This is a genomic window from Gordonia sp. (in: high G+C Gram-positive bacteria), assembly GCF_047602025.1.
Taxonomy (GTDB): domain Bacteria; phylum Actinomycetota; class Actinomycetes; order Mycobacteriales; family Mycobacteriaceae; genus Gordonia.
The window spans coordinates 541,455-566,160 of record NZ_JASGII010000001.1 but is presented as its reverse complement, the minus strand read 5'-3'; the positions used below and the strand labels follow the sequence as shown (position 1 = coordinate 566,160).

At 70.8% G+C, this 24,706-nt stretch carries 24 protein-coding genes and 1 riboswitch; of the genes, 13 read left to right on the top strand and 11 right to left on the bottom strand.

The features are described from left to right. The first annotated feature begins 12 nt into the window (after window positions 1–12). Window positions 13–1,245, top strand: a complete 1,233-nt coding sequence (locus QM728_RS02850; RefSeq protein ID WP_415030538.1) for a GNAT family N-acetyltransferase — start codon at window positions 13–15, stop codon at window positions 1,243–1,245. 23 nt (window positions 1,246–1,268) lie between these two features. Continuing rightward, window positions 1,269–1,520: a DUF2530 domain-containing protein gene (locus QM728_RS02845; protein WP_415030537.1), complete on the top strand. Its 252-nt coding sequence runs from the start codon at window positions 1,269–1,271 to the stop codon at window positions 1,518–1,520. Window position 1,521: 1 nt separating this feature from the next. Here QM728_RS02845 and QM728_RS02840 read toward each other — a convergent pair whose 3' ends face one another. The 3 genes from QM728_RS02840 to QM728_RS02830 are packed head-to-tail and all read right to left on the bottom strand — an operon-like array spanning window position 1,522 to window position 5,588. Then, entirely contained in the window at window positions 1,522–2,106 is a 585-nt protein-coding gene (locus tag QM728_RS02840) for a phosphatase PAP2 family protein (protein WP_415030536.1), read from the bottom strand. Beyond that, window positions 2,103–4,853 (bottom strand): sacsin N-terminal ATP-binding-like domain-containing protein, encoded by a 2,751-nt coding sequence (locus QM728_RS02835; RefSeq protein WP_415030535.1) that lies wholly within the window; start codon window positions 4,851–4,853, stop codon window positions 2,103–2,105. The genes QM728_RS02840 and QM728_RS02835 overlap by 4 nt, the downstream gene beginning before the upstream one ends. 3 nt (window positions 4,854–4,856) lie before the next feature. Beyond that, a complete protein-coding gene (locus QM728_RS02830) occupies window positions 4,857–5,588 on the bottom strand; it encodes a DUF3027 domain-containing protein (protein WP_415030534.1) in 732 nt (243 codons plus the stop codon). Window positions 5,589–5,663: 75 nt separating this feature from the next. Here QM728_RS02830 and QM728_RS02825 point away from each other — a divergent pair, with 75 nt between their 5' ends. Next, window positions 5,664–7,616 carry an MFS transporter gene (locus QM728_RS02825; RefSeq protein ID WP_415030533.1) on the top strand — a complete coding sequence of 651 codons (1,953 nt, stop codon included), beginning with the start codon at window positions 5,664–5,666 and terminating at the stop codon, window positions 7,614–7,616. After that, the gene (locus tag QM728_RS02820) at window positions 7,613–8,215 is read left to right on the top strand and encodes a DUF2771 family protein (RefSeq protein ID WP_415030532.1); all 603 of its coding nucleotides are present in this window, start codon (window positions 7,613–7,615) and stop codon (window positions 8,213–8,215) included. The genes QM728_RS02825 and QM728_RS02820 overlap by 4 nt, the downstream gene beginning before the upstream one ends. A gap of 12 nt (window positions 8,216–8,227) precedes the next feature. Here QM728_RS02820 and QM728_RS02815 read toward each other — a convergent pair whose 3' ends face one another. After that, window positions 8,228–8,650, bottom strand: coding sequence for a cold-shock protein (locus QM728_RS02815; protein ID WP_415032821.1), 423 nt, complete (start codon window positions 8,648–8,650; stop codon window positions 8,228–8,230). Window positions 8,651–8,791: 141 nt separating this feature from the next. Between QM728_RS02815 and QM728_RS02810 the strand changes: the two genes are divergently transcribed. After that, the gene (locus QM728_RS02810; protein WP_415030531.1) at window positions 8,792–9,019 is read left to right on the top strand and encodes a hypothetical protein; all 228 of its coding nucleotides are present in this window, start codon (window positions 8,792–8,794) and stop codon (window positions 9,017–9,019) included. Between the two features lie 250 nt (window positions 9,020–9,269). Beyond that, window positions 9,270–9,447, top strand: a riboswitch (cyclic di-AMP (ydaO/yuaA leader). Window positions 9,448–9,452: 5 nt separating this feature from the next. Further along, window positions 9,453–10,082 (top strand): transglycosylase family protein, encoded by a 630-nt coding sequence (locus QM728_RS02805; protein ID WP_415030530.1) that lies wholly within the window; start codon window positions 9,453–9,455, stop codon window positions 10,080–10,082. A gap of 69 nt (window positions 10,083–10,151) precedes the next feature. Here the strand turns inward: QM728_RS02805 and QM728_RS02800 are convergent, their stop codons facing one another. Beyond that, entirely contained in the window at window positions 10,152–10,370 is a 219-nt protein-coding gene (locus tag QM728_RS02800) for a hypothetical protein (protein WP_415030529.1), read from the bottom strand. 78 nt (window positions 10,371–10,448) lie between these two features. Here QM728_RS02800 and QM728_RS02795 point away from each other — a divergent pair, with 78 nt between their 5' ends. The 6 genes from QM728_RS02795 (at window position 10,449) to QM728_RS02770 (ending at window position 17,164) form a co-directional block, all read left to right on the top strand. After that, window positions 10,449–12,770, top strand: coding sequence for a helicase-associated domain-containing protein (locus tag QM728_RS02795; RefSeq protein WP_415030528.1), 2,322 nt, complete (start codon window positions 10,449–10,451; stop codon window positions 12,768–12,770). Window positions 12,771–12,802: 32 nt separating this feature from the next. Further along, window positions 12,803–14,467 carry a DNA repair helicase XPB gene (locus tag QM728_RS02790; protein ID WP_415030527.1) on the top strand — a complete coding sequence of 555 codons (1,665 nt, stop codon included), beginning with the start codon at window positions 12,803–12,805 and terminating at the stop codon, window positions 14,465–14,467. 2 nt (window positions 14,468–14,469) lie between these two features. Continuing rightward, window positions 14,470–14,832 (top strand): DUF2200 domain-containing protein, encoded by a 363-nt coding sequence (locus tag QM728_RS02785; protein ID WP_415030526.1) that lies wholly within the window; start codon window positions 14,470–14,472, stop codon window positions 14,830–14,832. A 123-nt stretch (window positions 14,833–14,955) separates the two neighbouring features. Beyond that, complete coding sequence (locus QM728_RS02780; protein ID WP_415030525.1) at window positions 14,956–15,438, top strand: hypothetical protein; 483 nt, start codon at window positions 14,956–14,958, stop codon at window positions 15,436–15,438. 56 nt (window positions 15,439–15,494) lie between these two features. Continuing rightward, complete coding sequence (locus QM728_RS02775) at window positions 15,495–16,700, top strand: lipid-transfer protein (RefSeq protein WP_415030524.1); 1,206 nt, start codon at window positions 15,495–15,497, stop codon at window positions 16,698–16,700. Window positions 16,701–16,792: 92 nt separating this feature from the next. Continuing rightward, window positions 16,793–17,164: a nuclear transport factor 2 family protein gene (locus QM728_RS02770; protein WP_415030523.1), complete on the top strand. Its 372-nt coding sequence runs from the start codon at window positions 16,793–16,795 to the stop codon at window positions 17,162–17,164. Here the strand turns inward: QM728_RS02770 and QM728_RS02765 are convergent, their stop codons facing one another. Further along, window positions 17,165–18,034: an oxidoreductase gene (locus tag QM728_RS02765; RefSeq protein WP_415030522.1), complete on the bottom strand. Its 870-nt coding sequence runs from the start codon at window positions 18,032–18,034 to the stop codon at window positions 17,165–17,167. An 84-nt stretch (window positions 18,035–18,118) separates the two neighbouring features. Here QM728_RS02765 and QM728_RS02760 point away from each other — a divergent pair, with 84 nt between their 5' ends. Next, entirely contained in the window at window positions 18,119–20,689 is a 2,571-nt protein-coding gene (locus QM728_RS02760) for a hypothetical protein (protein WP_415030521.1), read from the top strand. Here the strand turns inward: QM728_RS02760 and QM728_RS02755 are convergent. From QM728_RS02755 to QM728_RS02735, 5 genes are all read right to left on the bottom strand, one after another. Next, window positions 20,686–21,027, bottom strand: a complete 342-nt coding sequence (locus QM728_RS02755) for a TfoX/Sxy family protein (RefSeq protein WP_415030520.1) — start codon at window positions 21,025–21,027, stop codon at window positions 20,686–20,688. The two genes, QM728_RS02760 and QM728_RS02755, sit on opposite strands and share 4 nt — an antisense overlap. 8 nt (window positions 21,028–21,035) lie before the next feature. Then, window positions 21,036–22,754: an adenylate/guanylate cyclase domain-containing protein gene (locus tag QM728_RS02750; protein WP_415030519.1), complete on the bottom strand. Its 1,719-nt coding sequence runs from the start codon at window positions 22,752–22,754 to the stop codon at window positions 21,036–21,038. Window positions 22,755–22,822: 68 nt separating this feature from the next. Next, window positions 22,823–23,434 carry a hypothetical protein gene (locus QM728_RS02745; protein WP_415030518.1) on the bottom strand — a complete coding sequence of 204 codons (612 nt, stop codon included), beginning with the start codon at window positions 23,432–23,434 and terminating at the stop codon, window positions 22,823–22,825. Between the two features lie 43 nt (window positions 23,435–23,477). Beyond that, window positions 23,478–24,032 (bottom strand): YceI family protein, encoded by a 555-nt coding sequence (locus QM728_RS02740; protein WP_415030517.1) that lies wholly within the window; start codon window positions 24,030–24,032, stop codon window positions 23,478–23,480. 71 nt (window positions 24,033–24,103) lie between these two features. Further along, window positions 24,104–24,703 (bottom strand): NUDIX hydrolase, encoded by a 600-nt coding sequence (locus QM728_RS02735; RefSeq protein WP_415030516.1) that lies wholly within the window; start codon window positions 24,701–24,703, stop codon window positions 24,104–24,106. Window positions 24,704–24,706: the final 3 nt, after the last annotated feature.

Genomic DNA, 24,706 nt, shown 5'->3' with positions numbered 1-24,706 from the left:
TACGGTAGTCGCATGGCTCCGCACCCCGATCTGCAGTTCCGCCCTGCCGTCGACGCCGACTGGCCGGAGATCTTTGCCGCCGACGCGCGCGCCTTCGGCATCGACGCCCCGCGCGACGACCTCGTCCGGGCAAACGAGAAGGCGCGCATCGCCAACGACGACGTCGTCGTCGCCCGCGACACCGCGCTGCCCGGCGAGCCGTTGGTCGGGCAGGCGATGTACTACCGCCTGACGATGTCGGTGCCCGGCGGCCGCGTCGCCTTCCCCGGTCTCACGTGGGTGTCGGTGGCCGCGACCCACCGCCGCCGCGGCGTGCTGCGCGAGCTGCTGACGCGCCTGCGCGCCAAGTGGACCGACGAGCACCACCCGATTGCGGCGCTCTGGGCCTCGGAGGGCACCATCTACGAACGGTTCGGCTTCGGCCCGGCGATGTTCACCCAGGACATCCGCATCGAGTCGCGCCAGGACCTGCGCATCCCCGCGCCGAAGCGGCCACAGGTGCGCTACGCGACCGTGGCGGACTTCGCCGAGCTCGCCCCCGACATCTACGACCGGTGGGCCGACGTGCATCCCGGCGTCATGCTGCGCGACCAGCTGTGGTGGGAGGACTACCTCCTCGACGACCGTCCCGCGGCGCGCCCGTTCACCACCCAGGACCGCCAGTACCTGCTGCATCCCGACGGCTATGCGACCTACCACCTCGACTCGACCTCGCCCGGGTTGGAGGCGGCCCGCATCGAGGAGGTCGTGGCCGTCACCGACGAGGCGCACACCGAGCTGTGGCGGATCCTCGCCTCCCTCGACCTGGTGTCGACGACTACCGGGACCCTCGCGGTCGGCGATCCGCTGCGCTTCAAGCTGGTCGACCTGCGCGGGGTGAAGGTCGTCGACGAATACGACACGCTCTGGGTGGCTGTCCTCGACGTCGCGGGTGCGCTCACCGCGCGGACCTACGCCTCCGACGTCGATGTGACGCTGGTCGTCGACGACCCGATCGGCACGGCCGGCGGCAGCTATCGGTTCCGGATCACCGGGGGCGCCGCGACCGTCACCGAGGGCGGCGACGGCACCGACGGTGAGGTGTCCTGCGACATCGCCGCGCTCGGCAGTCTGTATTTCGGCGGGGTCGACGCGCGATCGCTGGCGGCCGCCAGTCGCGTGCGCGCAGGGTCACCCGAACTCCTCGCCGCCTTCGCCGACGTGTGGCGGACCTCCGCGCACCCGGCGACCGGCATCGACTTCTGACCCCCGTCGGTTAACCTGGGCCCATGTCGGACGCCACCGAGGACCAAGCCCCCCCGCTGCCCAAGCTGCTGCGCGAACCGGGCCCGGTCATCCTCATCGGCATGACCGCCTGGTTGATCGCCACCATCGTGACGCTCATCGCCGGCACCGGCGGGCTCACCCTGCAGGTGTGCTGGTGGGGATTGGGCGTGGGCGTGCTCGGCTCGATGATCGTTGGCGCGCAGCTGCTCGGTGTGCGCCGCGGGTCGAAGACCGCGCAGCAGGGTCTGGACTGAGTCAGGCGGCGGCCGCGGTCGCGCGGGTCCGATCGGCGCCGACCGAGGCCAGCCCGGCGAACAACGCCACCCACAGCACCCCGAACAGCCAGCCGACGACGACGTCGGTCATCCAGTGCACGCCCAGGTACACCCGGCTCAGGCCGATGGCACCGGTGAGGATCGGGGCGAGCATCAGCACGTCGGGGTGCTGGCGGATCCAGGTCGACGAACGGTAGAGGCCGACGGCGATCAGGCCGAACACGATCGTGCTCATCATGGCGTGGCCCGACGGCATCGACTGGAAGGCGGCGTGGGCCAACCGGTCTTCGACGGGCGGGCGGTCGCGGTCGAAGAGGTGCTTGAGCACCCGCATCAGCCAGTAGGCCGAGATCGAGCCGAGCAGCAGCATCAGGGTGGTGCGCCACTGGCGGAAGGCCAGGAAGATCACCGTCGCGATGACGACGATGACGGTCAGGACGGTCGTCGAGCCGAGCCAGCTCAGCGCATTGGACACGGACGTCCAGAAACCGGATCGGCCGCCGATGACCAGGTGGAGCATGCCGTTGTCGATCGGGGGCGGAGTGGCGATGTGCGCGACGCTCATGGCACCACCGTAGCGGGCTGACGGCGGCTCAGGTGCACGGTCCCCGCGTCATCGATCCACCGGGCCACGTGGTGCTCACCGGTGTCGGTGGCGACGACGAGGTCGTCGTGCACGACGACGGTTCCGCGCGGCAGGGAATCCATGCGGTCGACGGCGACGGCGAGGGCGGTGGGGTCCGCCTCCCAGGTCGTCGCGCGTCCGACGCTCACGATCCGAGCGCCGACGGCATCGCTCGCCAGCGGCAGGTCCAGGAGCGCGGCCAGTTCCTTCGCGGCTCCGGGGCCAGTCGGCAATCCGGGCACCACCGCGCGGTCGGCGGGGACGACGGCTGCGAAGTGCGCGGCGTCGATGACCACCGCGTCGTCGACGACTCCCCCGGCCAGCGTGCGCGCCGCGGGCGGTTCGCCGAGCACATCGATGACGGCCGCCCGGTCGACGCTCCCGCCCCATACCGCGTCGGCCACCACTCCGTAGGCGCGCAGCGCGGTGCCCGGCACGACCGTGCGCGCCGGATCGCCGAGGTTCCCCAGCACGAGCGCCGCCGCCCGGGCGTCGGGAACGGCGTCGGTGAGCAGCACCCCGGTCAGCGCGGCGGCGCACGGGTGGTCGAGCGGGTCGATGATGCCGGCGAAGTCGTCGGCGTCTGGGCTGCGGAAGGAGCCGAGGGTTCGGCCGTCGATCTGTGCGTGCTCGCGCAGCCACCGGGCGGTGTAGCCGTCGCGGTCGGCCAGCAGCGGTGCCGTCGCGGGGTCCTCGGCGAGCAGGGTCAGCGCCTGCGGCCACCGGTCGTCGGGGACCAGGTCGAGGTCGCGCACCGCGGTCATCGTCGCCGGCGGCTCCGGCAGCGACTCCCACCAGGACTCCTCGTCGTCGAGGTCGTGATCCGGGCTAGTCGGCCACTCCTCGCTCACCGTCAAGAAGCCCCATCCGACGCCGGCCCGCCGCAGCGCCGACGGCCCGTGCCGCGCGACGAGCGCGTCGTCGACGAAGGCGAACGGGAGGTCGTCGCCGAGGACCCCGGCCAGCGGCGACTGCGCCATCAGCAGTTCGTCGACGTGGACGAGTTCGCCGTCACGGTCGGGCAGGAGGAGTTCGGCGGCCGCGGTCGGCGGCAGGACCGCGTCGTCGTCCGCGGCGAGGAGTGCGAGGACGGCGTCGGAGAGCTCGGCGACCTCGGTGTCGTCGCCGTGTTCGGCGGCGTCGGCGAGTGCGGCGACGAGCGCGTCGTCGGCAAGGAGTCCGCTCGCTCCGACGGGCTGCGCGCCGAGTCGTTCGAGCAGCGGGTGGGCGGCCTCGGCGGCCACCGCCGTCGCCCATGGCGCGTGCACGCCGATCGGCGCGAAGACGAGGCCGCGGGCCCCCAGGTTGCGCCGCCCGTCGGCGCGCGGGACGGGCAGCGCGCCGAGCTCGTCAGCATCCTGCGCGGTGGCGACGAGCGGCGCGAGCGCCTCATACAGCCCGGCCCACCACGACGGCGGCCGGTCGACGTCGGCGAGCGCCTGCGCGATGTCGGCCAAACCGATTTCGCGGGCACCCACGGACACCAGCGCGCCGCGCGCGGCCGGACCGGACACGTCGGGATGCGCCAGATCGGCGAGCACCGGCCCGAGGTGGGCGGCGAGCGCGTTCGACAGGTCGGGGAAGACCAGCGCCCGCTCGGCGACGAGGTCGTCGTCGCCGACGGCCGGCGGGACCCACGCGCCGACGCGGAGTACGTCGCCGATCGCCTCGAGCAGCCGGGTGTCGACGGGGCCCAGCCCCAGCGCCCGCGGCACGAGGGCGGGCCGTTGGTCGCCGGGGAGGCCACGGACCAGCTCGAGGTAGCCGGGCGCGATGACGCCGACGTCGACACCGGGCATGAGGTGGCGGCGATCCGGCGTGACGGGCAGCGCGGCGATCACGCGCGCCGGGACGGACAGGGCGATGTCGGTGGGCGTCGGAGTCCGCAAGACCTCGGGCTCGCCAGCGCCGGGCAGCGGCGTGCGGACCAGCCAGCGGACATCGCCGTCGACGGCCTCGCGCCACACCGCGTCCGCTCCGGGCAGGGCGTCGGCGGGTTCGAAGGTGATCGCGCCATCGTCGCGCCGTGCGGTGACCGATGCGTCGCCGACCCGCACGGTGCCCATTGCGGGCAGTTCCAGCAGGCGGTCGCAGGCCTGGTCGGCGATGTCGGCCAACAGGTCGTCGACGTCGACGCCGGCCCGGGGGTGCAGCACGATCTCGGTGTCGAAGCCGTCGGCGGGGCGGCCGTCGCCCGACCACGCCAGGCGCAGCAGCGGGGCGCGCTCGCCCGCCAGGTCGAGGTCGGCGACGAGTTGGGCGGTCCGATCGCAATCGAAGACGAGCGAGCCCGTGGTGGATCGGATCTCGACGCGGTCGGCCACCGGCACGACGGCGGCGAACCCGACGCCGAATCGTCCGACGGTCTGGCCGTCGCCGTCCTTCGCCGAGACACGCAGCGCGAGCAGGGAATCGACGCCCTCGGGGGTCAGCGGTCGACCGGTGTTGGCGACGTGCAGCGCGCCGTCGTCGCCGTGCCAGGCGGCGATCGTCCCGGGGACGCCGGTCGCGGCGGCGGCGTCGGCGGCATTGGCGGCGAGTTCGGTGAACAGCCGGTCGCGGTAGCCGACCTCGGCCAGGTCGGCCTCGGTGCGGGCGTCTTCGATCAGCCGGGTCGGCGAGGCGCGCCAGGCGGCGAGGACCGCGTCCCGGCGCGCGTCGACGCCGAAGTCAACCGAGGGTGGCATCGGTCAGTCCGCCGCAGCGAACACCTCGAGCACTCCGTCGTCGTACGGGTCGAACTGCGGGGCGGACGTCGGCGGCTTGGCCACCACGTCCGAGTGCGCCCCGCAACCGTATTCGGCGGAGACCACGTGGCCGTCGGCCGAGAACTCGTTGGCGCAGACGCCGAAGTCGAACCGCAGGGCGCCCGCCAGCGGCAGGTAGAAGCCGCAGGCCTCGCACTTGTGCTTGGCGGACTGCGCCATCGCCGACGACGGGCCGTACTCCCCGTCGTACCAGCGCTGCGCGGCGTCGTCGCGGCCCTCCGGGCTCAACACGCGCTGGCGGCCCAGACCCAGGTCGAGGTCGCCGAGGGCCTCTTCATCGCCGTTGTCGACCTGGTTCGGCACCAGCCGCGGGTCGTCGGGCTCGGTGGCCAGCTGGTCGCCGGGACCGAGGTCGCCGGCGGCGATCCGCTCGGACCACGGCACCCACGCGGGGGCGAGCAGCGCACCTTCGCCGGGCAGCAGCACGACCTCGCTGACGGTCACCGGGGCGTCGTCGCCGGCGATGGCCACGACAGCGCACCAGCGCCACCCGTGGTAGCCGGGCAGGTCGGCGCCGAAGTAGTGGGCCGCCGAGTTGTCGTCTTCGACGACGACCTCGAGGTGATCACCGGGCTGACCTCCGTCGGCGACGATGGCGGCTCGGGCCAGGTCGACGGCCTCGCGGAGCAAGTCAATGGGGGCTGTGGGACTCACCTCTCCAGTGTGCCTCACCGCCGCCGGGCGTGGCACGCCCACCCTTGGTCGGAGCGATAGGGAAGAATCGACGGGGTGAGACGAGGCAAGAACCCGCGGCCCGGCCGCTCCCACCCGGGGGCGGGCCGCTATCCGGCACGCGGGCCGCAGCCGCCCGACGTCGAGACCGCCTACCTCTCCGACGATGCGACGCAGAACCCGCACCTGACCCCGCTCGGGCCCACGCCGTCGCCCGCCGACCAGAACGACACCGGCCCCATCGAGACGCCGGGCAAACGCAGGACCGGCATCACGCGCCGCGCCGCGCGCCGCGGCAAGGACCTGACCAACAAGGGCATCGACACGATCGCCCGGGCCGCGACCGCCGACGGGGCCGACCGCTCCGGTCTGACGGCGCTGACGATCCCGGTCGTCGCCAACGCCGCGGTTGACGCGGCCATGGCGGTGGCGCTGGCGAACACGCTGTTCTTCGCCGCGGCTAGCGGTGAGGACAAGGCGGGCGTCGGCCTCTACCTGCTGCTGACGATCGCGCCGTTCGCGATCATCGCGCCGCTGATCGGCCCGGCCCTCGACCGCCTGCAGCACGGCCGTCGGATGGCGATGGCCACGACCTTCATCGTCCGCGCGGTGCTCGCGATCCTGATCGTCACGAACTACGAGTGGGACGGATCCCAGCTCAAGTACGACCCGTGGATCCTGTACCCGTGCGCGCTGGGCATGTTGGTGATGGGCAAGTCCTTCGGCGTGCTCAAGTCCGCGGTGACCCCGCGCGTCCTTCCCCCGAGCATCGACCTGGTGCGGGTGAACTCGCGCCTGACGACCTTCGGACTCATCGGCGGCACGATGGTCGGCGGCGCCATCGCCGCAGGCCTGGAGATGTTCCTGGGCAAGCTGCTCCCGTTCCACCTGCCCGGCGCGATGCTCTGGCTGGTTATCGTCGCCGGCTACGGCGCGTACAAGTGCATGCAGATCCCGTCGTGGGTGGAGGTCACCGCCGGCGAGATCCCGACGACCCTGACCTACCGCGACCGACCGAAGGCCGAGATCACCACCCGCGAGCGGGCGCGTCGCGCCGGACGGGTCATCTCCGAGACGATCCGCCAGCCCCTGGGTCGTCGCGTCGTCACCGGGTTGTGGGGCAACGGGACGATCCGCATCCTGACCGGGTTCCTCACCCTGTTCACCGCGTTCTTTGCGCGCGAGCACTACCAGGGCGACGCGTTCATGCAGATGGCGATGCTCGGCTCGGTCGGCGCCGCCGCCGGTATCGGCAACGTGCTCGGCAACGCCGTCGGCACCCGCCTCAAACTGGCCAACCCGTCGGCCATCATCGCCTGGGTCGTCGTCACCGTCACCGTCGCCGCGACCGTCACCGCGATCCTGCCGTCGCTGCCGACGGCGGCGATCACCGCTTTCCTCGCATCGGCGGGCTCGGCGGTCGGCAAGGTCTGCCTGGATTCGGCGATCCAGTCCGACCTCCCCGAGCCGTCGCGGGCCTCGGCCTTCGGCCGCTCGGAGACCGTGCTGCAGCTGGGCTGGGTGTTCGGCGCGAGCATCGGCGTCCTCATCGCCTCGACGTCCATGCGCATCGCCTTCGGCACCATCGCCGGCCTGCTGCTGATCGGTCTGATCCAGACGTTCCTCACCAGTCGCGGCAGCACCCTGGTGCCCGGTTTCGGCGGCGGCGGGCACCGTCCCGACGTCGCGCCGCCGACCGTCGCCACCGAAGTCATCCCCCGCCCCGCGTCGGCCACCGAGGTCATCCCCCGCCCCGCGTCGGCCACCGAGGTGATCCCGCGGCCTGGTGATCCGGACGCGGACACCCGGGTCATCCCCCGCGTCGACGACACCACCGTCCTCCGGCGCCCGGGCACGGACGCGGCGACCGAGTCGATTCCGCGCCAGGGTGCCCGTCCGCAATCCCGACGGCCGCGCACCCCGCAGCCGCCCGGTCCGACGGACGCGCCGACCCGCGCCCACCCGACCCGCGCGACGCCCGACCGTCGCCGCCCGCGGAGGACCGAGTGAAGAAGACTCTCGCACTGACCCTCGCCGCGTTGCTCGTCTACGGCGCGGTGATCCTCGGCGGCGCCGCGTTCTGGGCGTCGCGCACCCACGTCGACGAGCGGCCCTACGCCACCCTGTGGGCGGGCAAGGAGAAGGCGCGCGCCTACCCGACGGTGCTCTGCAGCTACCAGATGAAGGATTGCGACGGCGACTTCCTCAAGGTCGACCCGGCGCGGCACACCCGCTTCCCGGTGCCGATCGGCGAGACGGTGCGCGTGCGGCTGTCGGACAACGTCGTCGACGATCCGTGGTCGATCGTCGCGCAGTACCTCACCCCGAATGGGTCGGAGTTGTTGCTCAAGGAGTTCGCACCGAAGCAGGGCGCCCGATCGCTGACGCTGTCCTCCACGCGCGAGCGCGTGCTGATCAACATCGAGATCAGCCTGCCGTCGGCGCTGCTGGCCGGCGACTCGGACACCGATCTGGTGCGCCGCGGCTACATCGCGATCAACACGACCCCGACCGGCGAGCAGAAGCTGCTCGACCAGTACGAGCAGTCGGCCATCGGCAAGGCGCCGAAGCAGCGCCCGATCACCGACGTCGCGGAGTTCAGCAAGTAACCCGCAAACGGCTCAGTGCTGGTCGAGCTGGCGCGCGACCGCGCGGACGACCTCGGAGATCTGACGCGAGGTCTTGCGGTCCGGGAAGCGGCCCTGGCGCAGCGACGGCTGGACCTTGTTCTCGAGCATCGTGATCAGATCGGCGACCATGCCGTGCAGCTCGTCGGGCGAGTGACGGTTGCCGCCACTCTCCTCGCGGGCGGACTCGCGCGCGTTCTTGGCGACGCTGGGCGCCGGCTCCAGCACAGTGACGTTCAGCGCCTGCGGGCCGCGGCGGCCGGTGGCCATGCCGAATTCGACGCGCTGACCGGTCTTGAGGGTCTCGACGCCGTCGGGCAGCGCATCCGCGCCGACGTAGACGTCCTCCCCGTCGGGCTGCGAGAGGAATCCGAAGCCCTTGTCCGGGTTGTACCACTTCACTTTGCCGGTCGGCACCGCGCTCACCTTCACCTTCGTGGGTCCGCGGCGACGTCGTCGTCAGCGCGGTCCGCCATGAAAAAACGCCCTGCCCCATCCGTTCGGGCAAGACGCAGCCTTGGGAAATCATGATAGCCGGTGTCAGCTAGCGTGGGCAGCATGGCCAAGGAGACGAGCACCGGGCGCGGCCCGCGGGCACTGCTGATCATCGGCGTCGCGATGTTCCTGATCGGCCTGGTCAGCATCGGCGTCCTGTACCTGGTCCCCGCCCTCGAGCACGGCTCGGTCGCTCCGGTGGGCGTCTACCTCGCGGCGATGGGCACGCCATTCGGCCTGATGCTCGCGGTCGGTGCGCTGGTCTGGCGGGGGAACCGCTACAACCGGTGATCGGCACCACTTCTCAACTGTGACCTTCGTCACATCACGAAATGATAACAAGAAGGACACGAACCGGGATTCAGCGCCTGAACTGGGCGAACGCCGCACCCGTGCAGCACCGGCAATATCTACTTCACTGAACCTAAGTCCCAGTTCGAATAGGAAGCTCGCGAAATAGTCCGTAACCTCGTCGTTGGTCGCCATCCGGCGGCCACATCAGTTAGACCCGACGCAGCCGGTCGCGCCGAGCCTCGTTCCACCGAGTGCGTCGTCCGAACTACAGATATTCAGGAATGAGGACGGGGGACCCATCTCCCGTGAGACCGGTTTCCGACGGCATCGCCATCGGATTCCTCGGGGTGTAGCCGCTCACGCGGCCGGGCAACCTCTCGCTCGAACCCGACAGCTGACTTCGTAGGCGCGTGGAGAGAGGAAAAATCACATGTCCGGACGTCATCGCAAGCAGACGACCAAGTCGACCTCCAAGACCATCGCCAAGGTGGCGCTGACCTCTGCCGTTCTCGGCGGCGGTGCGACCATCGCGGCCGGCAGCGCACACGCCGCCACCGACGCCGAGTGGGACCGCGTCGCGGCCTGCGAGTCGGGCGGCAACTGGGCCATCAACACCGGCAACGGCTACCACGGCGGCCTGCAGTTCTCGCCGTCCACCTGGGCTTCCAACGGCGGCACCCAGTACGCGCCCACCGCGGACAAGGCCACCAAGGAGCAGCAGATCGCCATCGCCGAGCGCGTTCTCGCCCGTCAGGGCAAGGGTGCTTGGCCCACCTGCGGCACCGTGCTCTCGGGCCCGACCCCGCGCGATCCCGGTAAGGCGCTGAAGGCCAAGAAGAAGAAGGCCCCGCAGGCCCTCAAGGAGACCCCGAAGGCCAAGAACGGCAAAGAGGTCCGCGACCAGATCGACGGCGTCGTGAAGACGCGCGAAAAGAAGGGCAAGATCGACCCGACTGTCGCCAACATCTGGAACGCCGCCAAGTCCTCCGGTTACACGCCGGACCAGGGCCAGGTGGACCTCTACAACCAGCACAAGGGCCAGGCACCGTTCGCCAACTAACGGCAACGGCACCCACGCCGACAAAAGGCGCCCCGCACGAGCGTGCGGGGCGCCTTTTTGTGTCCGGTCCTAGGAGTTGATGACCGTCTTCGGGTTGATGTAGAGCAGCTCGTCGGCCGGCAGCGGCAGCTCGGTGCTGCCGAACGGCGACAGGGCGCCGGCGAGGTCGGCGGCGAACTCGGAGACGGCGTGCTCGCCGTCCGGGAAGGGCCAGCCGTTGTCCACGTAGCGCACCTTGGACTCTTTGACGATCTCTTGCACGTCTTCGACGATCTCGTTCTCGCTCACGGCGCTCATTCTGCCATGCCGCCCGCGCCGGTCGCCCACTAACCGGGCCCAAGTGCCCGCATCACTAAACTCGGTCCGGTGAGCGCCGCCGACCAGCCGACCGGGATGGCGCACGCGCTTGCGTCCCGCTCGGACGAGGAACTGGTCGCGCTGCTGCTCGCCCGCCCCGACCTCGCCTCCCCGCCGCCCAACGGTGTCGGGGTACTGGCGCAGCGGGCCATGTCCGCCGGCTCGATGAACCTGGCCGGCGAGGGCCTCGACCTGCTGCACGTCGCCGTCGTCGAGGTGCTGCTCGATGCGACGTCGGCCGGAAAAGGTGCCGGCGCCGCCGTCACGGATGCCGCCGTCCGCAAGGCCCTGAAGGGCCGGGCCGCCGCCGCCGACGTCGACCGGCGCATCACCGATCTCGTCGACCGGGCGATCGTCTGGCGCGACGGCACCGGACTGCACGTCGTCGGACACACCCCGGCCGCCCTCCCCTGGCGCGTGCTGCACGTCGCCACGGCGGCGGCACGGCGCACGCCCGACGAGTGGCGCGCCCTGATCGACGACCTCGACGACGGGCCGCGCGACGTCTTGACGAAGCTGGCCACCGGTCCCAGCGTCGGCGTGACCGGCGACGCCGGCCCCGACGCCGACCCGACGCGGCCGGTACCCCGGCTGTTGGCCGCCGGCCTCATCTCCCGGGTGGACCACCAACTCGTCGAAATCGAGCCCACGGTGGCCCAGCTGATCCGGGGCGAACCGGTGCTGCTCGTCGACGACCTGCGCCCCCCGCCGCTGACCGCCGGAGGGCACACCACTCCGCTGCTCGGCGGGGAGCAGACGGTGGAGGCGACCGCCGCCGGTGCCGCGCTGGAACTCCTGCGCGAGACCACCGAGGTGTTGGCCGCGCTCGGCGCCGCCCCCGCCCCGGAACTCGCCGCGGGCGGGATCGGGATTCGCGAGCTGCGCCGCCTGGGCAAGGACACCGGGCTCGACGCGGGCCGCATCGGGCTGATCCTGGAACTGTGCGCCCGCACCCATCTCATCGACGTCGGCTTCCCCGAGCCGGAACCGGCCGGCTACGACGGGGAGCAGGTGTGGGCGCCCACCCTCGCCGCGGACTCCTGGCTGCACCAGGCCCCGGCGCGCCAGTGGGCGAGTCTGGCGACGACGTGGTTGGCGCTGGGCCGGCGGACGTGGACGATCGGCGAGCGCGACGCCGAGGGCGCGGTAATCGGCGCCCTCGCGAAGTCCGCGCCCGACCCGCTCGCCCGGCGCGAGCGTCGCCTGGTCCTCGCCGCCCTCGCCGAGGCCGGGCCCGCCACGGCGCCCGACGTGGACGCCCTGGTCAGCCACCTGCTGTGGCAGCGGCCCCGCCTGCGCCGCCGGCTGACTCGGCGCGCCGTCGAACAGACGCTGCGGGAGGCCACCGAGGTCGGCCTGGTCGCGCACGGCGCGATCACGACGGTCGGCCGGTTGATCCTGGGCGATCCGGCCGAGGAGGACCTGATCGCGGCGATGGCCGCCGCCCTGCCCGAGCCGGTGGACCACTTCGTCACCCAGGCCGACCTCACCCTGATGGTTCCCGGGCCGATGACCCCCGAATTGGCCGCCGAGGTCGCCCTCGTCGCCGATCTGGAGTCGGCGGGCGCCGCGTCGGTGTACCGGGTCACCGAGGACAGCGTGCGACGGGCGCTCGACGCCGGCCGAACCGGTACCGAAGTCACCGCGCTGTTCACCAGCCGCTCGTCGACGCCGGTGCCGCAGTCGCTGACGTATCTGGTCGACGACGTCGCGCGCCGGCACGGCACGCTGCGCGTCGGCGTCGCGTCGGCCTTCGTGCGCTGCGACGACCCCGCGACCATGGCTGCCGTCCTGCGCAGCAAAGCGGCCGACGACCTCGCGTTGCGTGCGCTGGCCCCCACCGTCCTGGTCTCGCCGGCGCCACTGCGCGACGTGCTGGAATCCCTGCGCGCCGCCGGATTCGCGCCCGCGGCCGAGGACTCCTCGGGCGCCCTGGTGAACATCGGCGCCATCGGCTGTCGTATCCCGACCAGGCGCCCTTCCGACGCGACGGTCCGCCGGCACCGCGCGAGCCCCGCATCACCCGAGCAGCTCGAGTCAGTGGTCACCCGGATGCGGACGGCCGACGCCGCGGCCGGTGCGGCCGGCGCCAAGGGCGGCTCGGTGCGCGCCGCCGGCGACGGCGAATCGGTGGCCGCGCTGATCGGTTTGGCGATGCGCACCGGGCGACGGCTGCGGGTGGACTACGTCGACAGCCACGGCAAGGCGTCGCGCCACGTCGTGAAGGCCCACCTGCTGCGCGCCGGGCGCTTGGTCGCCGCCGAGGATCCCACCGGCGAGGAGATCCAGTTGTCGGTGCACCGCATCACCACCGTCGAACTCCTGGACTGAACCGCCGCCGCGCGATCGTGGACAATGGTGGGGTGACCGACGGACCCCTCATCGTGCAATCGGACAAGACTCTCCTGCTGGAGGTCGACCACCCCGACGCCGACGCCGCCCGCGGAGCCATCGCCCCCTTCGCCGAGCTCGAGCGCGCCCCCGAGCACGTGCACACCTACCGGGTGACCCCGCTGGCGCTGTGGAACGCGCGCGCGGCCGGCCACGACGCCGAGCAGGTCGTCGACGCCCTCGTCACCCACTCCCGGTATGCCGTGCCGCAGCCGCTGCTGATGGACATCGTCGACACGATGTCGCGCTTCGGACGGCTGCAGTTGGTCAAGCACCCCGCGCACGGGCTGACCCTGGTGAGCCTGGACCGCGCGGTGCTCGAAGAGGTGACCCGGAACAAGAAGATCGCCCCGATGCTCGGTGCCCGCATCGACGACGACACCGTGATCGTGCACCCGTCCGAGCGCGGCCGCCTCAAGCAGATCCTGTTGAAGGTCGGCTGGCCGGCCGAGGACCTCGCCGGGTACGTCGACGGCGAGGCGCACCCGATCGAGCTGGACCAGACCGACTGGCACCTGCGCGACTACCAGTCCCTGGCCGCCGAGTCGTTCTGGGCGGGCGGCTCGGGCGTCGTCGTGCTGCCCTGTGGCGCGGGCAAGACGATGGTGGGCGCCGCGGCCATGGCCAAGGCCGGTGCGACGACCCTAATCCTGGTCACCAACACCGTCGCCGGGCGCCAGTGGAAGCGCGAACTGATCGCGCGCACCAGCCTGACCGAGGATGAGATCGGCGAATACTCCGGCGAGCGCAAGGAGATCCGGCCGGTCACCATCGCCACTTATCAGGTGATGACCCGCAAGTCGAAGGGCGAGTACCGCAACCTCGACCTGTTCGATTCCCGCGACTGGGGCCTGATCATCTACGACGAGGTGCACCTGCTGCCCGCGCCGGTGTTCCGGATGACCGCCGACCTGCAGTCGCGCCGCCGCCTCGGCCTCACCGCGACGCTGGTGCGCGAGGACGGCCGCGAGGGCGACGTCTTCAGCCTGATCGGACCCAAACGGTTCGACTCGCCGTGGAAGGACATCGAGGCGCAGGGCTGGATCGCGCCCGCCGAGTGCATCGAGGTCCGCGTGACCCTCACCGAGAGCGAACGGCTGACCTACGCCGTCGCCGAGAACGACGAGAAGTACAAGCTCTGCTCGACCGCACACACGAAAGTCGGCGTCGTGAAGTCGATCCTGGAACGACACCCCGGCGCGCCGACCCTCGTCATCGGGGCCTACCTCGACCAACTCGAGGAGCTCGGCGAGGCGCTCGACGCCCCGGTCATCCAGGGCTCCACGAAGACCAAGGAGCGCGAGGCCCTGTTCGACGCCTTTCGGCGCGGGGAGATCGAGCGGCTCGTCGTGTCCAAGGTCGCGAACTTCTCCATCGACCTGCCCGAGGCCTCGGTTGCAGTGCAGGTGTCGGGCACGTTCGGGTCGCGACAGGAGGAAGCCCAGCGCCTCGGTCGACTGCTGCGCCCCAAGAGCGACGGCGGACAGGCGCACTTCTACTCGGTCGTCTCCCGCGACACCCTCGACGCCGACTACGCCGCGCACCGGCAGCGCTTCCTCGCCGAGCAGGGCTACGCCTACAAGATCGTCGACGCCGACGACATCGTCGGACCGGCCATCGGCGACGGGACGGAGTGAGCATGGGATCGCCCAAGAACTACGAACGCGTCTTCCGGATGCCGGTGGCCAGCGTGTACCCGCTGTACGTGGAGAAGGCGGAGAAGAAGGGGCGCACGCGGGCGGAAGTCGACCAGATCATCACCTGGCTCACCGGCTACGACGAAGCCGGATTGCGCGCCGCCCTCGACGCTGAAACGGATTTTGCGACGTTCTTCGGCAGCGCGCCCGCACTGAACCCCAACGCCGCGCTGATCACCGGCTCGATCTGCGGGTACAAGGTGCAGGAGATCGAGAACCCGTTGATGCAGCAGATCCGCTGGCTGGACAAGCTGATCGACGAATTGGCCCGCGGCAAGGCCATGGCGAAGATCCTGCGCTCCTGAGCGATCGCAGCGCTTCCCGTTCATCCAGCGAACTCCCAGGCAGGGCTGTTAGCATTTCGCGAACGAGATCGAACCGTTACCAAAACGAGTTGTTCTCCCCCGTAAGCGAGATGTGAGGTTTTCATGCGCACCAGTGCCGTCGCCCGTTCCCTCGTCCTGCCCGCCGCTGCCGCGGTGGCCCTCGGCCTGGCCGCCCCGACCGCCCACGCGGACCCCGTCCTCACCTTCGACATGGGCAGCCTGGGATCGTCGGACAACAAGCCCAAGCACTACGGCAAGCTCGGCCGTCCGGGTGCGCCCAACGGCGTCCGCTCGATCAACACCTGGGTGTACGCGCCCGGCGCTAAGGCGGCCGGCGGCGCCTACCGCCGCGGTGCCAAGATCGGCGTGAAGTGGAACTCGGTGATCGAGGCCGGCGACGAGATCAGCGGCAAGGAGTGCCGCATGACCGTCCGGGCGATCGGCCCGCGCGCACCGCGCCCCTTCAAGACCCAGCTGTGCACCTCCAAGTACCTGTGGCGGATCAACGTCCCCGGTTCCTACGCCTTCCGCGTCACCGACGGCATCTCCGGCGCGTCGAACTTCGTGCGCCTGACGGTGCGCTGACGCAGAGTTCGGGGCAAAGCCCCGACACGACGTCGCGGGCGTGTTTGTATGGCCGCATGACGAACAAGGTGTTTGTGGTCGGCGTCGGGATGACGAAGTTCGAGAAGCCCGGCCGCCGCAAGAACGACGACGGGTCCGACTGGGACTACCCGGACATGGCCCTGGAAGCCGGGACGAAGGCGCTGGCCGACGCCGGGATCGACTACGACAAGATCCAGCAGGCCTACGTCGGGTACGTCTACGGCGAGTCGACGTCGGGACAGCGCGCGGTCTACGGGCTCGGCATGACCGGCATCCCGGTCGTCAATGTCAACAACAACTGCTCCACCGGATCGACCGCCCTCTACCTGGCGGCCCAGGCGATCCGGGGCGGCCTCGCCGACTGCACCCTCGCGCTCGGCTTCGAGAAGATGCAGCCGGGGTCGCTGACGTCGAGCTACGAGGACCGCGCGCAGCCGATGGACAAGCACGTCATGGCGATGGCGGCGCTCACCGAGTTCGCCTTCCCGGTCGCGCCGTGGATGTTCGCCGCCGCCGGCCGCGAACACATGGAGCAGTACGGGTCGACGCCCGAGCACTTCGCCAAGATCGGGTACAAGAACCACAAGCACTCGGTGAACAACCCGTACGCCCAATTCCAGGACGAGTACACCCTGCAAGAGATCCTCGACGCCAAGATGATCTGCGAACCGCTCACCAAACTGCAGTGCTCGCCGACCTCCGACGGATCCGGCGCCGCGATCCTCGCCTCCGAGCGGTTCGTCGAGGAGAACGATCTGGCCGAGCGCGCGGTCGAGATCGTCGGCCAGGCGATGATCACCGACTTCCAGAACTCTTTCGACGGCAGCGCCAAGGGCATCATCGGGCACCACATGAACGTGGCCGCCGCCCAGCAGGTCTACGACCAGTCCGGCCTCGGGCCCGACGACTTCGGCGTCATCGAGCTGCACGACTGCTTCGCCGCCAACGAGCTGCTGCTCTACGAGGCGCTGCAGCTGTGCCCCGACGGCGAGGCGCCCAAGATCATCGACAACGGCGACAACACCTACGGCGGCAAGTGGGTCGTCAACCCGTCGGGCGGCCTGATCTCCAAGGGGCACCCGCTCGGCGCCACCGGCTTGGCCCAGTGCAGCGAGATGACATGGCAGCTGCGCGGCGAGGCCGACAAACGGCAGGTCGAGGGCCTGTCCGCCGGCCTCCAGCACAACATCGGTCTGGGCGGCGCCGCCGTCGTCACGGCGTATCAGCGCGCGAACCGCTGAGCGGGCGAACTGTCGCAGAAGTTGGACAGTCGCCCCGGCCCGCCCCGGCGACGATGAGTGACGCACATCACCCATCGCACGGAGGAATGACCATGACTGCCACCATCACCCCGGACCAGGACACACGCGCACTCGGCGAACGCTGGCCGCTCGCGCTCAACGACCTCGACCAGTTCGCCGAGATGTGCTCGGACGACTGCCAGGTCTGGCACAGCACCGACGCCAAGTGGGTACCGGTCCCGCAGGCCGTCGAGGACGCCCGGCGCCGCGTCGGGGGCGGCGAGCCCAACTTCGAGCCGCGCGGGCTCACCTACACCGAGAACGGATTCCTCAACCAGGCGTTCATCGCCGTCGAGTTGATGGGCCAGCCGATGCGGATCCACGTGGTCCAGATCGTCGACGTCGAGGACGGCAAAGCGGTCCGCGTCCAGGAGTACGTCGGACCGGAGATGCCGGTCGAGTAGCTACACCGGCGAGCGGACGCCGGTCAGTTCCTCGGACACCGTCCAGAGGCGATCGCGCAGGCCCTGGTCGTCGACCATCTTCCGGTACGGCGACTTGCCGGGCTTGCCCTGCATGCCGCCGAGTCCCGTCGGGCCGTAGAAGCCGCCGTTGACGGCGTTCGGGCTGACCGCCGCGTACTCCGTCGGCCACGCGCCGGCGGCAGCCGACTGGGCGAGGATCTTGTTGCCCAGCACCATGACCTTGTCCTGGAACGACTCGGTGTGCCCCTGCAGCTCGGTGTCGGCGTAGCCAGGGTGGGCGATGGTCGACGTCACCGGCGAGCCCGCGGCCGCCAGGCGCCGCGCCAACTCCTTGCCGAACATGAGGTTGGCGAGCTTGGTGTCGCCGTACGCGCGCCAGCGGTTGTAGCGGCGCTTGGACCAATCGAGGTCGTTGAAGTCGAGCTTGCCCATCCGGTGCATGAACGACGACAGCGTGACGACCCGGTCGTCGACCTTGTCGGCGTCGAGCAGCTGCAATGTCAGCGCGAAGTGACCGAGGTGGTTGGTGCCCATCTGCATCTCGAAGCCGTCGGCGGTCTTGCGGTACGGCACCGCCATCACGCCGGCGTTGTTGATCAGCACGTCCGCCTTGTCGACGCGGCCGGCGAAGTCGCGGATCGACGCGAGATCGGCGAGGTCGAGTTGCTCGACGCGGGCGTTCTTGCCGATCTCGGCGGCCGCCGCATTGGCCTTGTCGAGGTTGCGGCACGCCATGATCACGTCGGCGCCGGAACCGGCGAACGCGCGCGCGGTCTCCTTGCCGAGGCCGCTGTTGGCGCCGGTGATGATGACGGTGCGGCCGGACTGGTCGCCCAGATCGAATGACATGTTCTTCTCCGATAGGTCGTGGGGTCATTCGGGTGAACCCGATCCTCCTACTCCACACCACTTTGCGGCACTACGCTCGCGGTCGTGGAAAGTGGTCGACCGTTGCCCGATGAGGAGATAGCCCGGCTGATCGCGCGATGCGGACAAACGGCCGAGCGGTGGGCGCAGGGCGGCGACGCCGGTCCGTGGGACGCAGCGGTGGCGGCCTGCCGCCGGGGCGACGGGCGCAGCGCCGCCGAGCTGCTCGCCGGCCTGGGGGAAGGTCCCCGGTTCGTCGCCACGGCGGCGCTGGGTATCGCCTTCCCCGCGGTACACGCCGATCTCGCGCAGGCATACGACCAGTCGGTGCCGCCGGGCGTGACCGCGGTCGAATGGTCGGACTGGAGCTGCCACCGCTTCGGTACCGGATGGGCGGCATCGACCGCCCACCTCGATCCCGGAGTCGTCCTGCGCCTCTGCCGACGATCGGGTGTGCTGGCCTCCGGAGCGGCCTTGCTCGCCGCGACGCGCAGTCGTCTCGTACTCGGGGATGTCGCCGGAGCCCGTCTGTTGGCGGACGGGATCGACGAATACGACAAGGAGGATCGAGCCGTCGCGCACGCCGTGTTGCTGATCGTCACCGGCAACCCCGAGTTCAGCGCCCAAGCCGTACGGTCGGCGGTTGCCGAACCGATCATCCAGGCCGGCGGCGAAGAGGCGGGGGCGCTCGCCGCCGTGCTCGCCGAATATGCGGCAGCACGACTGCCTGCCGGCCATCTCGCCGTCGTCGAGGCGGTGACCAAGCTGGTGTCATGGACCGAGCGGCGCTTCCCGGGAGACCGCGACGCCCGCCTCGCGTCGGTTCTCGCGGCGGCGAAGTCCTGTGTGCGAGCCGGTTGGACCGATCATGCGCACGCCCTCGCCGACTGTGTCCACGACGAGCAGGCGCGTACCGAGATCGACGGCGTCATCGTTTCGGGCATCGCCCCCGATGATTCACCGCCACCGGTCCGAGAGCCCGATCTGGCCGAGATCCGGGAGGAGGCGGTCGAAGACTCGCGCATGCGGCTGGCCACCGAGCGCGCCGATGCCCGGTTCTCCACCGGCGACCACAACGGCGCATTAGCCGCGATCGGAGCGTTCTTCACCCCAACCGTCGAGCCCGACAAGTGGGACCGGGCGCGGGCCCGCGACGATTGGGCACTGGCCCTGGCCCGCGGTGGATCCCCCGAGCGGGCCGCCGCAATCCTCCTCGAGCAGATCGGCGAGGGCACCCCCACCGACACGGGATGGGCTGCCGCACACCTGTTGCCGCCACCGCAGGCCCGACAACTCGTCGAGGCCGGACTGGACCACGGGTGGGCGACGGCCATCCGCTGGACGCAGAGCCGTCCGTACTCCGGCACCCAGCTCGATCCGCCCGTCGCCGCCGAGCTCATCCGGATGGCAACACGCACCGACGACGAGGAATTGGCCGACCGCGTGGTCACGGCCGCGTTGGGACACGATCCGTCGACCATGTACCGCGATGAACGGGTCGAGTTGGTCCTTCGTCTGCTGGGCGACGCGAGACCGGATTGGTTCGAGGTGGTGCACGAGCGCCTCGATGATCACGACCTGGCGCTCGCCGTCAGCGGGCGCGCGCTCGCACTGGCCCGTCGGGGCGAGCTCCCGGAAGCGTTGCGGACGGCCGCGAAGTGCGCCGAGCCTCGCATCCACCACCAGGTCCTGCTCCGGATCGCCGAGATCAGCCCGGACCCGACCGTGGCCAGGGCGTTCGCGAAGTCCAAGAAGGGTGGAAACGACCACGACTACCGCGGCGCGTGGCTGTGCAACCGCGGCATCGTCGAACTGCGGTGCGGGCAGGTCGACGACGCGATCGCAACCGCCGCGGAGATGCCCGACGTTCGGATAACAGGGGTGATGGCACGCGACCTCGTCACCGCGATCGTCGCCGCGCTCACCGCGCAGGACGCCTGGTCACCCGAACGGGTACAGGCCCTCGCCGATACCGCTGCCGGACAGGGCGTCGACTATTGGGACATGCCCGGGCTGCTCGCCGAGGTCGGCCCGACGATCGTTGCCCACCACCCCGACCGGTCGCTCGCAGCCGCGCGCCAGCGGCTGAGCAGCATGACCGGTGGGTGGCCGTTCCTCGACGGCGTCGAGGCGGTCGGCCGGGCGGTCGGCGGAGATTCCGACGGCGTGCACGACGCGCTGTGCTACGCCCTGGACGCGGCGAAGCAGGAATCCGGCGACATCGACCCCGCGCTGTGGACGAGGGTGTGCGCACAGCTGCCGCCCGACTTCCCCGAGCGCGCCGGCTTTCTCGGCGATTCCGTCCGCCTCCTCCGTCAACAATCACCCGACGCCGCGACCCGCTCGCTCCGACGGATGTTTGCCCACCTCGACGCGGGTGATGCCTGGCTGCCCGACGTCCTGGTGCGCGACGAGGAGTTCCCCGCCGCGACTGCGCACGCGGTCGACGACTGCCTGGGCGAATTCGTGGCCGACCGCGGTGACGACTCCGACAACATTCCCTTGGAACGTTCGGCCGACCCGGTCGCCGCCGACCGCCGGCTGCAGCAGGCCGCGCGGTATCTGGCCCGCCGCGGCGCACCCGCGGCCGCCGACCACGTCGCGAGACTCAGCTCCCTGGGCGCAGCGGCCGGCTAGCCGCGGCCGGTGACCGCCCGGTTGTACGCGAGCGCCTTCTCCAGCCACCACTGCAGCGACTCCTCGTCGTCGATGGCGCCGGAGTCGACCACGATCCAGCCCGGGCCCATCACGCGGTCGGCGCCCATCACCATCGGAGCCGCACCGGGGCGATCGAGTAGTTCGTCGTGCTCAGCCGCGTCGATGCGGACCAGCAGGTCGCCGCCCTTGAACGCGCAGCAGGCCATCTTCTCGTTGAGCATGAACGCGCGGCCGCCGAACATCGCGATCTCCCGGGTGACCGGCTCCTCCGCGAGGTGCTCGCGCAGCCGGATGACGAGCGCGTCACGTGCGTCCACGGGTACTCCTACCGCCGCCGCGACGCCCGGCGACGATCGCGCGGCAGTCGGGTGAATCCGCGCACCAGGTCGGCGACGGTCGGCGCGGTCCGCCCGTCCAGGGCGGCGGCGACGGCGGCCGGCAGGAAGACCTCCGTCTCGACCGGTCGCCCGCGCAGCTGCAGGACGCCGCGGCGCGTCCAGTTGTCCGCTTCGGCACCAGCCGCGTGGACCGCGTCACCGCTCGCGACGACCGGCACCTTGGCATCCTTGGCCACCTCGGACAGGCGGGAGCACTCGTTGACCGGGTCGCCGATGACCGTGTACTCGTAGCGGGTTTCCGCGCCGATGTCGCCGGCGAAGACGGTGCCGTGGGAGACGCCGATCCCCCACTTGATCGGGAGCTCGGCGCGCAGCCGGTCGGCCAGTGCGCGCGACGCCCGCAGCGCCGCGCCGGCCGCGTTGTCGAGGGCGGCGGGGGCGCCGAAGACGGCCAGCGCAGCGTCGCCCTCGAACTTGTTGATCAGGCCGTCGTGCTCGTGGATCACCTCGGCGACGATGGTGAAGAAGCGGTTGAGCAGCCCGGCGACCGATTCTGGGTCGAGGTTGGCCCCCAGAGTCGTCGACCCGGCGATGTCGACGAACAGCACGCCGACCGACGGAGTCGTGGCGCCGCCCATCTCGTCGTCGCCGCGGGCCAGGGCCTGCTCGGCGACGGTCGAGCCGACGTGGCGCGCGAACAGATCGCGCATCCGCTCCCGCTCGGCCAGACCGTCGACCATCTCGTTGAAGCCGTACTGCAGCACGCCGAGTTCGGAGCTGTCGTAGACCGCGACGCGGGTGGTGAGATCGCCGTCGTTGACCGCGGCCATGGCCTTCGACAGGTCGTCGAGCGGATCGGTCAACGCCGAGCCGACGAGCAGGACCACCCGGGTGCCGGCCGCCAGTCCGATCAGCGCGATCACCACGCTCACCCAGTCGACGGTGCCGGCCGTGGGCGGCAGGACGCCGAGGTGGCGGCCGAGGGTGACCGCGAGCAGGCCGACCATCGGCACCGCCGAGGACACGAGCCACACGGCGAGCATGCGGATGCGCACGCTGTAGTGGACCTCGGGGCGCGGCTGGTCGCGCATGGCCATCACCGACAGCGGCCGGGCCGCGCGCTCGGCGAAGATGTAGGTCAGGCACGCGCTGGACACCGCGGCGAGGGCGAAGGCGCCGCTGACGACGAGGAACTCGCCGCTGCCGCGGCCGAGGAGCAGGGCGAACAACATGTAGAGGCCCAGCGAGATGGCCCAGGCGGCCATGGTGCCGTAGACCTGGCGCAGCGGGATCTTCCAGATCGCCTCGCGGCGGCCCGGCTCGAGGCGGGCGCCGGACAGGAACCAGTTCAGGTGCGGGCGCAGGGCGATGAGGCCGAACACCAGGTTCAGCACGGTGCCGACGACGATCGCCCCGATCATCGCCCAGAGCAGCGGCGGATCGACCTCGAGTGCGCTGCGCAGCCGCCCGCCGTTGAGGGCCAATTGGACCAGCAGGAAGGTCTCCAGACCGATCAGCGCGTTGCCGCCGACGAGGGCGAGGGCCGACACCCCGATGGCCGCCGAGCCGATTCGTTTGCGCTCACCGTCGCTCAGGCCCGACCAGGACCGCTGGTCGAAGCCCGGCATGTGCTGCGCACTCAGCTGCTTCACGCGCTCGACCAGCGCGAACCGCTGGACGCCAGCGGCGGATTCACGGCCGGCCACGCGTCCTCCTCGGTCGGAATGTCGCTTCCGACTCTAGTGGACGCGGGGCCGTCGGCCTAGAACGCGTTTCAGTGCGCCGGTGGGGCCGGCGGCGGTGGATATACGGGTGGCCCGGCCGGGTGCGCGGGAGGCGGCACCGGGTGTGCCTGCGGCGGGCCAACCGGATACCCCGGGGGCGGCGGGTAGCGGAGCATCCGTTCCGCCTTGCGCGTACGGCTCCAGGCGTTGACCCATTCGACGAACAGCCAGAGGAAGCCGGCGGCCCACAGGGCGAGCCCTGCCGCCGTGAGCAAGCCGGTGATGGAGTTCGTCGACGAACGGATGGAATCACCGTCGGGCCCGTGGACGCCCAACAGGACCTGGAAGGTCGATCCTTCGCTCTCCTTCGTGTCACCGCCATCGGGGACGAAGAAGCCCGTGACCACCACGCCGATCGAGGCCAGCCAGGCGGCGATCGTCGCGCGGACGCGCGCCGGGCCGAACAGGTCGCGCGCCCCGGTGAGGAAGCCCTGTTTGGCGATGACGATGAGCAGGATCCACACCGCCAGCGGCACGAAGAAGCCGAAGATCAGCATGACCACGAGCCAGCCGAACGAGATCAACTTCACCAGGAGCGCGAGCACGGGCGCCGCGATCAGCGCGACACCGGTGACGACGGCAAGACCTCGGGAGTGGTTCACGCCGCCAGTATGGCAGCGCGAACCGGCCCCGTCGGTCGGATGTTCAGGACTGCAGACCGGCCTCGATCTCCAGGGTGATGGTGATCTTGTCGCCGACCACGACGCCGCCGCCCTCGAGCGGCATCTCGATGTCGATGCCGAAGTCCTTGCGGTTGATCACGGTGGTGGCCTCGAAACCGGCGACCGGGCCGTTGCCCATGCCCGCGTTCTCACCGTTGAACTCGAGTGCCAGCTCGACCGGGCGGGTCACTCCCTTGAGGGTGAAGTCGCCGGTGAGCACGTAGTCCTCGCCGTCCGGGCGCACAGCAGTGGAGACGAAGGTGGCCTTCGGGTACTTCTCGGCGTCGAAGAAGTCGGCGCTGCGGATGTGGCCGTCGCGCTGCTCGTTGCCGGTGTTGATCGAGGTGACGTCGATCTCGGCGGTGACCGACGGGGTGCCGTCCTCGGCGACGGTGATGGTGCCGGAGAAGGCGTCGAACTTGCCGCGCACCTTGCTGACCATCAGGTGCTTCACGGAGAAGCCGACGGTCGAGTGCGACGGGTCGATGATCCAGGTGCCGGCCTGGATCGGGGCAACGGCGGTGGTCGTGGCGGACATGGGAACTCCTTGGGTCGATGTGAACAGTCCGACCCGTACAACCGGACCCCAGTCCGTTTAATTCCCGAGGGTCACCGCCAGGCGAACACCGGTTGCTCCAGCCCGTCGACGCGGGTGGGCCGGTCGCGCAGCACAACCTCCGCGAACTGGTAGACGACGGCCGCCGTCGGCGCGTGGATGAGCTGCCCGAGCATCGGCATCTGCACGACCGGCCGCGGCGACTGCGGGATCGTCAGGAACCGCGGGGTGCGCACGAGGTCGTCGAAGGGGACGAAGAAGCTCTCCGCCACCTCGGCGGGATTGGGGACCAGCGGCGGGTCGTCATCGAGCCAGCAGACCACCGGGGTGATGACGTATCCCGAGCGCGTCGGGTAGTCGTCGAGCACGCCGAGGACGTCGGCTCCGGCGGCCGCGATGCCGGTCTCCTCGTGCAATTCGCGCAGCGCCGCGTCGACGACGGTCTCACCCGGATCGAGCCTGCCGCCCGGCAGCGCGAATTGATTGGGGTGGTTGCGCATCGTCGCCGGCCGCTTGAGGATCCAGATCCCGTGGGCCCCGCCGCGGCGCACCACGGTGATGGCGACGGCCGCGGGCCGCAAACCGGAGTCCGCCACCGCCCGACGCGGCCACGATCGCAGCCGCCGCAGCGCGACATCCCGGGAAACATCCACGTA

What these genes read in the sequence shown, in the direction of transcription:
- QM728_RS02805 (WP_415030530.1), top strand. Translation starts at nt 9,453, where the DNA reads ATGTCCGGACGTCATCGCAAGCAGACGACCAAGTCGACCTCCAAGACC.
- QM728_RS02770 (WP_415030523.1), top strand. Translation starts at nt 16,793, where the DNA reads ATGACTGCCACCATCACCCCGGACCAGGACACACGCGCACTCGGCGAA.
- QM728_RS02835 (WP_415030535.1), bottom strand. Translation starts at nt 4,853, where the DNA reads ATGCCACCCTCGGTTGACTTCGGCGTCGACGCGCGCCGGGACGCGGTC.
- QM728_RS02810 (WP_415030531.1), top strand. Translation starts at nt 8,792, where the DNA reads ATGGCCAAGGAGACGAGCACCGGGCGCGGCCCGCGGGCACTGCTGATC.
- QM728_RS02840 (WP_415030536.1), bottom strand. Translation starts at nt 2,106, where the DNA reads ATGAGCGTCGCGCACATCGCCACTCCGCCCCCGATCGACAACGGCATG.
- QM728_RS02740 (WP_415030517.1), bottom strand. Translation starts at nt 24,032, where the DNA reads ATGTCCGCCACGACCACCGCCGTTGCCCCGATCCAGGCCGGCACCTGG.
- QM728_RS02780 (WP_415030525.1), top strand. Translation starts at nt 14,956, where the DNA reads ATGCGCACCAGTGCCGTCGCCCGTTCCCTCGTCCTGCCCGCCGCTGCC.
- QM728_RS02850 (WP_415030538.1), top strand. Translation starts at nt 13, where the DNA reads ATGGCTCCGCACCCCGATCTGCAGTTCCGCCCTGCCGTCGACGCCGAC.
- QM728_RS02775 (WP_415030524.1), top strand. Translation starts at nt 15,495, where the DNA reads ATGACGAACAAGGTGTTTGTGGTCGGCGTCGGGATGACGAAGTTCGAG.
- QM728_RS02845 (WP_415030537.1), top strand. Translation starts at nt 1,269, where the DNA reads ATGTCGGACGCCACCGAGGACCAAGCCCCCCCGCTGCCCAAGCTGCTG.
- QM728_RS02785 (WP_415030526.1), top strand. Translation starts at nt 14,470, where the DNA reads ATGGGATCGCCCAAGAACTACGAACGCGTCTTCCGGATGCCGGTGGCC.
- QM728_RS02765 (WP_415030522.1), bottom strand. Translation starts at nt 18,034, where the DNA reads ATGTCATTCGATCTGGGCGACCAGTCCGGCCGCACCGTCATCATCACC.